Source organism: Prevotella illustrans (assembly GCF_017426725.1).
GTDB classification, from domain to species: domain Bacteria; phylum Bacteroidota; class Bacteroidia; order Bacteroidales; family Bacteroidaceae; genus Prevotella; species Prevotella illustrans.
In genome coordinates, this window is record NZ_JAERMS010000062.1 from 1 (window position 1) to 9,657 (window position 9,657).

The window sequence follows — 9,657 nt, forward strand, 5'->3', positions numbered from 1 at the left end:
TTTCAAAATAATGCCACTTTTTTGATGGTATATGTAAAGATAATTCAGGGCACACTGTAGATATCATCGATACCTGTAAACCTGTCCCCACTAATTTTCTACCGACCCGTTTTGTTTGCCTATGGGCAATGGGGACTGTCCGAAATAATCCGGCAGCTTGTATTACCGGCCATGTGGTAACGCGATTACCACGCAGCGGTAATATTTTGGTAATTGCTCAACTGATTTGTGATTGCTGCTTTTGTAAAAGTGGTTTTATATATGTTTGGGTTTAATATAGTTAAAAAAAACGGAGTGTAGTGTTTTGGTTATTGATATTTTCGTTATATTTGTGTTTGTAAATTATCATATCGGTTTTGGAAAAGCCGAAAGTCGATAGAATATAGGTTCATTGATGACAAGTAGTGATTGGTATTTGCGGGGAAATGAGTTCCGTAAGCAACAAAACTGGCAAGAAGCGCTTAATTGCTATATGGAGGCAATAGCGCTCGATCCGGAAAGCCCGGCGGTAGAAGCCAAGCGAATGCTCGACAGTATTCTTGATTTCTATTGCAAGGACATGTATAATCCTTGATGTTTGGAAACTAATAAATTCATGAAATCATACTAAATACAAAGACTATGGGTAAAATAAAAGGTGCCATCGTTGTGGACACAGACCGATGTAAAGGCTGCGGCCTGTGCGTGGTTGCATGTCTGCAGGACGTGATTGTGATGGCCGACAAGAAAGTCAATGTACATGGGTATCCCTATGTGGAGCCCGGAAGCAACGCCGACCGGTGTATCGGTTGCAGCGCGTGTGGTATTGTCTGTCCTGACGGTTGTATCACGGTGTATCGTAAACGAATGGAAGATTAAGTCAAAGTAATATGGAAAAGCAAGAAGTAACATTGATGAAAGGTAATGAGGCCATTGCTTACGCGGCGATTCGCTGTGGTGTCGATGGCTTTTTCGGTTACCCTATAACCCCCCAGACGGAAATCATAGAGACTTTGGCACAGCTGAAGCCTTGGGAGACAACCGGCATGGTGGTCGTTCAGGCGGAGAGCGAAGTGGCCTCCGTCAATATGGTTTATGGCGCGGCCGGAGCCGGCAAGCGTGTGTTTACAACTTCATCAAGTCCCGGTGTGGCATTGATGCAGGAGGGAATCTCTTACATGGCAGGCGCGGAAATACCGGGTGTTATCGTAAACGTGCAGCGGGGAGGTCCCGGTTTGGGAACCATTCAGCCTTCGCAGAGCGATTATTTCCAAGCCACGCGCGGAGGCGGCAACGGCGACTACAACGTTATCGTGTTGGCTCCGTCGTCGGTACAGGAGATGGCCGACTTCATGGATTTGGCGTTTACGTTGGCTTTCAAGTATCGCAATCCGGCCATGATTCTGTCGGATGGTGTCATCGGACAGATGATGGAGAAAGTGGTATTGCCTCCTTATAAGCCCCGGCGTACAGAGGAAGAGGTGAAAAGGGAATGCCCTTGGGCTACGACGGGCCGCTCCGCAGGCAGACAGCCCAATATCATCACGTCGCTTGAATTGAAGTCTGAAGTGATGGAACAGCGCAATCTTGCTTTGCAAAGTAAATATCGACAGATAGAAGAGGCGGAAGTTCGGTTTGATACACAGCAGCTGGATGACGCTGAATACATGATAGTGGCCTTCGGAAGCGCGGCCCGTATAGCGGAGAAAGGCATGACGTCGGCTCGTAAGCGGGGCATGAAGGTTGGTCTTTTCCGCCCGATTACGCTGTGGCCGTTTCCCAAAAAGCAAATCGCGGAACTGGCTCAAGGGAAGAAGGGCATTCTGGTTGTGGAGATTAATGCCGGTCAGATGGTGCAGGATGTACGTTTGGCAATCAATGGAAGGTTGCCGGTAGAGCATTTCGGACGGTTGGGCGGTATTGTGCCGGACCCGGAAGAGATTGTGGCGGCATTGGAAACGAAACTTATAAAAGAATAAGGTATGAATCAGAATAATATTATATCGCCGGAGAATCTGGTATACGCAAAGCCGGAGTTGATGAACGATACACCAATGCACTATTGCGCAGGGTGTTCTCACGGTGTCGTGCACAAGTTGGTGGCCGAAGTCGTGAGCGACATGGGACTGGAAGAGAAAACCGTAGGCGTTTGTCCTGTGGGCTGCGCGGTGTTCGCCTACCGTTATCTGGACGTCGACTGGCAGGAAGCCGCCCACGGCCGTGCGCCCGCTGTAGCTACGGCTATCAAGCGCGTGTGGCCCGATCGGCTTGTCTTTACCTATCAGGGCGATGGCGACTTGGCATGTATCGGCACCGCGGAAACGATTCACGCGTTGAACCGAGGTGAGAACATTACGATTATCTTCATCAATAACGCGATTTATGGAATGACCGGCGGTCAGATGGCACCTACCACATTGTTGGGGCAGAAGACGAGTACCTGTCCTTATGGACGTGACCCGGAGTTGCATGGCTATCCATTGAAAATGACGGAAATAGCGGCCCAGCTGGACGGCACATGTTATGTAACGCGGCAGAGTGTTGACACCGTCGCGTCTGTCCGTGCCGCAAAGAAAGCCATCAGAAAAGCTTTCGAGTCTTCGATGGCCGGCAAAGGTTCCAGCCTTGTAGAGATTGTCAGCACCTGCTCGAGCGGCTGGAAGCTGACACCGGTAAAGGCTAACGAGTGGTTGAGGGAGCACATGCTGGCATACTATCCGAAAGGTGATTTGAAAGATACTACCGACCTATAAAAACAACAGTATGAAACAGGAAATCATTATAGCCGGTTTTGGCGGGCAAGGCGTACTTTCCATGGGTAAAATCTTGGCCTATTCCGGACTGATGGAGGATAAGGAAGTGACCTGGATGCCTGCTTACGGCCCCGAACAGCGTGGCGGTACGGCCAACGTGACGGTCATTGTGAGTGACGAGCGTATCTCTTCGCCCATTTTGAGCAAGTACGATATAGCCATTGTTTTAAATCAACCGTCGCTCGATAAGTTTGAACCGAAGGTGAAACCGGGGGGCATTCTTATCTACGATGGCTATGGAATCATGAATCCACCGACTCGTACGGATATTGCGGTCTATCGGATAGACGCCATGGATAAGGCTGCGGAGATGAAAAACGCTAAGGTCTTTAATATGATAGTATTGGGTGGATTGCTGCAGGTTTGTCCTCTGGTTACACCGCAGGCGCTGGAAAAGGCGCTTTATAAAACGTTGCCGGAGCGTCATCATCCACTGATTCCTTTGAATATGGAAGCCGTCGATGAAGGTAGAAAGATAATTCAAAAGCAATGAATATAGAGAACTTAAAGGAAACGATCAAATCGCAGGATGGATTATCAAACACGCTCGGGATGGAGTTTATCTCTACGCCCGAGCCTGATACTTTACAAGCAACGATGAAGGTGGATAACCGTAATAAGCAAATCTTTGGCTTTCTGAGCGGTGGTGCTTCTTTGGCGTTGGCGGAGAATCTGGCAGGTGTTGGTTCAATGGCATTGTGCCCGGGTAAGATTAGCGTGGGCATTAATGTAAATGGCATGCACGTAAAAGCGGTCAGCTATGGTGCTACCGTCACGGCGTATGGGCGGCTGTTGCACAAGGGAAGAACACTCCATACCTGGCATATCGATATAAAAGATGAGACGGGTGACTTGATTTCATCAGTTCAAGTTATGAATTACTTGCTCTCGCCCAGAGCAAAATAGATGAAAAAGAATCAGAAAAGTATTGAATAACCAAATTAATTGGAAGTAAAAGATAAATGATGGATAACTATGCGGTCTATCGTTTACCCCATCAAAAGCATTATACGCTGATATCACAAACCGGTAACGACCTGCAACAGCTTGATTCTGTTGCTGATTTAAGTGGTTGCCGTGGTTTTGTGATGGCTCCTTTCATGCAGACGGAGGAATGTCCGATTGTAGTCATTCGTCCTGATGTAGTGAAAGATGTTGCGTTGCCGGCTATTGCAGAACCACATTGTGAAACAGAATTACTTAATTCGGACGGCCTGAACTGTTATCGGAATGATTTTGAATTATTCCATAAAGCATTGGCTGTCGGCAGGTTTAAGAAACTCGTTTTGTCCCGACGTTGTGATTTCCGCCATACTGATATTGACGCAATGACACTTTTCGTGCAAGCTTGCAACCTTTATCCACGCTTGTTTATCGCTCTTGTTTCGACTCCGGTCACGGGCACTTGGCTCTTTGCTTCCCCCGAAATCCTTTTGGAAGGTGAGGGGCACGCATGGCGTACGATGGCTTTGGCCGGCACCATGAAGCTGGAAGCAGAAGATTTGAAGGGAGAGGGCGAGGCCAGCCGATGGTCTCCTAAGAATATTCAGGAGCAGTGTTATGTGGCTAATTATATTACAGAATGTCTGCAAAAGTTTGCTTCTGATGTTGTGGAAGAGGGGCCTTATACGGTCAGGGCAGCCGATTTGGTGCATCTTCGTAGTGATTTTTCCTTCCGGCTAAAGGACGATGATCACTTAGGGGCTATACTGGAAGCACTTCATCCCACACCGGCTGTGTGTGGGTTGCCCAAGAAAGAAGCACGTGATTTTATTCTTCTTCATGAGCATTCGCCACGCAAATACTATAGTGGATTCATGGGGCCGCTGTTTCCTGGTGGGCAAACACATCTTTACGTGAGCCTTCGTTGTATGCAATTGACCGCTCAAACGTTTCATTTGTATGCAGGTGGAGGGATTTTGAAAGACAGTGATGTGGATAGTGAATGGAGAGAAACAGAAGCCAAATTGCAAACAATGAGAAATGTATTCCAATAATATTATCCCGCAAAAGCATTTTTCCAATAAAGAGAATGTTAATATTCTCACATCCTTGCTCATGGCTCATGGCGTGAAACATGCTGTGGTCTGTCCGGGCAGTAGAAACGCTCCTATCGTACATAATCTCAAGGAATGTGGTGACATAGTTTGTCATCCTGTGACCGATGAACGGTCGGCAGGCTTTTACGCGTTGGGTATGAGTCTGGCAACTAATAAGCCGGTGGCGGTTTGTGTTACGTCGGGTACAGCCTTGCTGAATGTTGCGCCCGCTGTGGCCGAGGCTTTTTATCAGCGTATTCCACTCATAGTCATTTCTGCTGATCGTCCTCAGGCGTGGATAGAGCAACTTGATGGGCAGATGCTTCCACAACCAGAGGCATTCGGGAGACTTGTTCACAAATGTGTATCATTGCCTGAACCCATGAATCAAGAACAACGTTGGCATTGTAATCGGCTGGCGAACGAAGTGCTTATGGCCTGCAAACGAAATGGCGGTGGTCCCGTTCATATCAATGTTCCCATGGCTGAACCGCTTTATACGTTCAATCAATCAAGTCTCAATGCAGAACGAATGATAGAATTGATAGAGCCAATTTGCAGCCAATCAGTTGCTTATAAAGAACTATCCGAACGTTTTTCGCAAGCAAAACGCCCTTTGATTGTCTTTGGACAGGCTAAGAATCATGAGGTGAAATTAGGCTTTTCCAATCGGCTTGCAATAGAATATATTCCTGTTTGGATGGAGATGATGAGCGATGAATGTATCAATCCCCACATTGACGAATTGGTTTTTCTTGCCGAAAAAGAAATCGCCGCGCGCCCGGAACGCAAATCTGATTATCTGCCTGATTTCATCTTGTATGCCGGTGGCAATCTGATTAGTAAACGATTAAAGAACTTCCTGCGAAAGGCAGTGCAGGCTGATGTATGGGAAGTGACAGCTGACGGCGAGGTGCATGATACTTTTATGCAGGTAACGCATGTCATCAAAGGCACGATACAGGAGCTTTGCGCTAATCTTTACGTTGAAAAACGTGCAGAGCATGAATCTTATTTCAAACACTGGGAGCAGCTGTCGCAGCGTGTGTGGTGTCATTTGCAGTCATTCGAACCTTGCTATTCCGAATTGTTAGCGGTTAAGTTGTTCAATGATAAGCTACAGCGTGATGAGTCATCCCATGGTGTTATTCATTATGCCAACAGCATGTCGGTTCGCATGGGCATGATTTACAATCAGCGTTATTTTTATTGTAACCGTGGCGTGAACGGCATAGAAGGGTCGCTTTCGACCGCTGCGGGCCACTCGTTGGTCACCGATGAGCGTATCTATATGGTCATTGGCGACTTGAGTTTTTTCTATGATCAAAATGCGTTGTGGAACAGTTCCTTGCAAGGAAACCTGCGAATCCTACTGCTTAATAATGGTTGTGGCGGTATATTTGGCAAGTTTGAGGGCCTGAAAGATAGTCCGGCACGTACAGAACTTGTCATGGCTACCCATCAAACGACGGCTAAGGGCATCTGCGAGGCTTATGGAATAAATTATTACATGGCAGATGACGCCGTTGCGCTGGCCAATCAAATGGAGGTGTTTACGGGTTCATCGGCACAGCGTCCGGTATTGCTGGAGGTCTTTACCGACCCGGATGAAGACATGAACGTATATCAAGAATATTTTAATACATTATAATTATGGCAACAAGAACATGGAAACCCATTGAAGGTTTTGATTTTAAGGAAATCCTTTTTGAGGAATATAACCATATCGCGAAGATAACAATCAATCGCCCGCGTTATCGTAATGCCTTTACACCGCTCACCACTTGGGAGATGAGCCAGGCCTTTAGTTATTGTCGTGAAAGCCAGAATGTGCGTGTTGTGATTCTTACCGGGGCCGGCGATAAGGCCTTTTGTTCAGGTGGCGACATGCATGTGAAGGGGCGTGGCGGTTATGTGGGGACAGACGGAGTGCCTCGTCTGAACGTACTCGACGTGCAAATGCAGATTCGCCGCTTGCCTAAGCCCGTTATTGCTATGGTGAATGGTTATGCCATTGGTGGCGGCCATGTGCTTCATGTCATGTGTGATCTGACCATCGCGTCCGAAAACGCCATCTTTGGACAGACCGGACCGAAGGTCGGAAGTTTCGACGCGGGCTTTGGCGCCAGCTATCTGGCACGGATGGTAGGGCAGAAGAAGGCCCGTGAAATATGGTTCCTATGTAAGCAATATACCGCCGTTGAGGCCGAACAGATGGGAATGGTCAATAAGGTGGTACCTTTTGAGCAGCTCGAAGATACCTGTGTAGAGTGGGCCGAAACGATGATGGAACGTAGTCCGCTGGCCTTGCGTATGATCAAGGCAGGGCTGAATGCCGAACTTGATGGACAGGCGGGTATTCAGGAACTGGCCGGTGACGCGACCATGCTTTATTATACGATGGACGAGGCACAGGAAGGTGGAAAGGCTTTCTTGGAAAAGCGAAAGCCCGATTTCGATAAATATCCTCAATTCCCATAACCTTTTGAAAGTCGTTTTGAAAAAATCAACCCGTTATTCGATTCAAATTTCAGACCGGTTGCTGCACTTCAAGCAACCGGCAGGTACGTCCCGTGGTGTCTATACGACTCGCCACAGCTACTACCTGACGCTGACTTCTGACGATAGTCCCGGCATTGCAGGGATTGGCGAGTGTGCCACGTTGCCCGATTTGAGTTGCGATGCCATTCCCGAATATGAGCAAATCCTGGAGCAGATATGTCGGATGGTGGAGCTGATGGGTGAAATTCCTTATGATATGCTACGCCCTTATCCCAGTATACTCTTTGGTTTAGAAACCGCTTTTGCGCAGTTTCGGGCCAACGGCTCACCCGCGTTCTTCGATACGCCGTTCAGTCGTGGCGAAGAAGGTATTCCTATCAATGGCCTTGTATGGATGGGGAGTTATGAGGAGATGTATGAACGGCTTGAAGCTAAACTGAAAGCGGGCTTCCATTGCGTTAAATTGAAAATCGGAGCTATTGACTTTGAACGGGAAATAGACCTGATTCGTCACATCCGTGAGAACTTTACCAAAGAGCAGATAGAGCTTCGTGTTGATGCGAATGGGGCTTTTACGCCCGATAATGCCATGCAACGCTTAGAGGCATTGGCACGTTATGATATCCATTCCATTGAGCAACCCATTCGCCAACATCAGTGGGAGGACATGGCCCGCTTGTGCAAGGACAGTCCGGTACCCATCGCCTTGGACGAGGAATTGATAGGCGTGAACGTGAGAAGCATGAAAAAGGCTTTGCTCGAAACGATTCAACCGCAGTACATCGTACTCAAGCCAAGCCTGCATGGTGGCATGTCTGGCTCCACGGAATGGATTGAACTGGCTCGGCGGCACGGCATTGGAAGCTGGATAACATCGGCATTGGAAAGTAACGTGGGACTGAACGCTATTGCTCAGTTTTGCGCGAAGACGTATGGACCGTGTGTCACGATGCCGCAAGGACTGGGTACCGGCCAGCTCTTTACGGACAACGAGCCTGTGCTCAGCTTTCCAACGGCGACGCTGATCGACTGTCTGCGCATTCGGCAGGATCGGCTTTGGTTTCAATAAAATAAGCAAATGAGTCAGTTAGAGGAGTTTTTACAAGAGTGGAACGCGTCGTCGCCGTTTGTTTCGGTACATACTTCGGGTTCAACGGGGAAGCCGAAGCCGGTGCGGGCGGCCAAGCAGGCTATGCTTAACTCGGCTCGTATCACCTGTGATTTTCTGGGATTAAAGCCTGGTGATACGACATTGCTGTGTATGGATTTGAAGTATATCGGTGCCAAGATGATGGTCGTAAGAAGTATTGAAAGGCAACTTCGGCTATTCTCCGTCGCGCCAACCGGACATCCTTTGTCCGATCAGTCGCTTGCCCATGCCTCTTCTGTAGCCTTCGATTCGAGCGCGGTCGGTTTACCTTCGCCGGTTCCCGGTCTTCCTGAAGTTGTTCCCACATCTTTTTCATTGGTCGCTATGGTGCCGTTGCAGGTCTATAATTCACTGCTGGTAGCCGACGAAGCGACGCGTCTGCGACAGATCCGGCATTTGATAATCGGTGGTGGAGCCGTCGACAATTATCTGGTACAGGCCTTGAAAGATTTCCCCAATGCTGTATGGAGCACCTACGGAATGACCGAAACCTTGAGCCATGTCGCCTTGCGAAGGCTCAACGGCCCTTCCGCAAGCGAGTGGTACGAACCCTTCGACGGCGTTCAAATTGCCTGCGATGGGGACGGCTGTCTGGTCATTGACGCCCCACAGGTTCATGACGGTTGGTTGGTAACAAACGACTTGGTGGAAACAAAAACAGTGAAAACGGCCGATGGACAGCACAAAAAACAGTTCCGGGTATTGGGCCGGAAGGACAATGTCATCGTCTCGGGTGGCGTGAAGATCCAGATAGAAGAAGTAGAGCAGTCGCTCAGACCTTTTCTTTCTCGGCCGTTTGCCGTCAGTAAAAGGTCGGACGAGAAGTTTGGCGAAGTCGTCGTGCTCGTTACCGAGGCCACCGATTTGGCCGATGTGTCGGAAATATGTATGAATGCCTTGCCTAAGTATTGGGTGCCACGCCATTACTTGCACATCGACAAAATTCCCCTCACGCAAACCGGTAAGATTGCAAGAGGGGAAGTTCTTCGCTTTGTCACCCAACAGAATCCGTAACGCAGTGGCTCTGAAGCTTCCGGATGACCTTTTTATGAGTCAGTAAAAAATTAATGGGGACAGGTTTACAAGTGACGAAGCAGATCAATCGATATTTGTCGGCCTTGAATTATCTTTACATATACCATCAAAAAAGTGGCGTTATTTTGAAAAAGAAAAG

11 protein-coding genes are annotated in these 9,657 nt (G+C 48.3%); all 11 read left to right on the plus strand.

Annotation, left to right across the window (positions count from 1 at the left end; genetic code table 11):
* Window positions 1-394: 394 nt before the first annotated feature.
* Genes JHU38_RS11785 through JHU38_RS11835 form a run of 11 tightly spaced genes read left to right on the plus strand, consistent with a single transcriptional unit; the run spans window position 395 to window position 9,497 of the window.
* Window positions 395-574, plus strand: a complete 180-nt coding sequence (locus JHU38_RS11785; protein WP_107582669.1) for a tetratricopeptide repeat protein — start codon at window positions 395-397, stop codon at window positions 572-574.
* Between the two features lie 47 nt (window positions 575-621).
* On the plus strand, window positions 622-858 hold the full coding sequence (locus JHU38_RS11790) for a 4Fe-4S dicluster domain-containing protein (RefSeq protein WP_107582668.1): 237 nt from the start codon (window positions 622-624) through the stop codon (window positions 856-858).
* An 11-nt stretch (window positions 859-869) separates the two neighbouring features.
* Entirely contained in the window at window positions 870-1,958 is a 1,089-nt protein-coding gene (locus JHU38_RS11795; protein ID WP_107582667.1) for a 3-methyl-2-oxobutanoate dehydrogenase subunit VorB, read from the plus strand.
* 3 nt (window positions 1,959-1,961) lie between these two features.
* Window positions 1,962-2,732 (plus strand): thiamine pyrophosphate-dependent enzyme, encoded by a 771-nt coding sequence (locus tag JHU38_RS11800; RefSeq protein ID WP_107582666.1) that lies wholly within the window; start codon window positions 1,962-1,964, stop codon window positions 2,730-2,732.
* A gap of 10 nt (window positions 2,733-2,742) precedes the next feature.
* A complete protein-coding gene (locus JHU38_RS11805; protein ID WP_107582665.1) occupies window positions 2,743-3,285 on the plus strand; it encodes a 2-oxoacid:acceptor oxidoreductase family protein in 543 nt (180 codons plus the stop codon).
* Window positions 3,282-3,698, plus strand: coding sequence for a PaaI family thioesterase (locus JHU38_RS11810; RefSeq protein ID WP_107582664.1), 417 nt, complete (start codon window positions 3,282-3,284; stop codon window positions 3,696-3,698). The genes JHU38_RS11805 and JHU38_RS11810 overlap by 4 nt, the downstream gene beginning before the upstream one ends.
* A 56-nt stretch (window positions 3,699-3,754) precedes the next feature.
* A complete protein-coding gene (locus JHU38_RS11815) occupies window positions 3,755-4,789 on the plus strand; it encodes an isochorismate synthase (RefSeq protein WP_317196027.1) in 1,035 nt (344 codons plus the stop codon).
* Window positions 4,776-6,482, plus strand: a complete 1,707-nt coding sequence (gene menD / locus JHU38_RS11820) for a 2-succinyl-5-enolpyruvyl-6-hydroxy-3-cyclohexene-1-carboxylic-acid synthase (RefSeq protein ID WP_107582663.1) — start codon at window positions 4,776-4,778, stop codon at window positions 6,480-6,482. The genes JHU38_RS11815 and menD overlap by 14 nt, the downstream gene beginning before the upstream one ends.
* A 2-nt stretch (window positions 6,483-6,484) precedes the next feature.
* Window positions 6,485-7,312, plus strand: coding sequence for a 1,4-dihydroxy-2-naphthoyl-CoA synthase (menB, locus tag JHU38_RS11825; protein WP_107582662.1), 828 nt, complete (start codon window positions 6,485-6,487; stop codon window positions 7,310-7,312).
* A 16-nt stretch (window positions 7,313-7,328) separates the two neighbouring features.
* Window positions 7,329-8,402 (plus strand): o-succinylbenzoate synthase, encoded by a 1,074-nt coding sequence (locus JHU38_RS11830; protein ID WP_199222676.1) that lies wholly within the window; start codon window positions 7,329-7,331, stop codon window positions 8,400-8,402.
* Between the two features lie 9 nt (window positions 8,403-8,411).
* Entirely contained in the window at window positions 8,412-9,497 is a 1,086-nt protein-coding gene (locus tag JHU38_RS11835; RefSeq protein ID WP_107582661.1) for an AMP-binding protein, read from the plus strand.
* Window positions 9,498-9,657 lie beyond the last annotated feature (160 nt).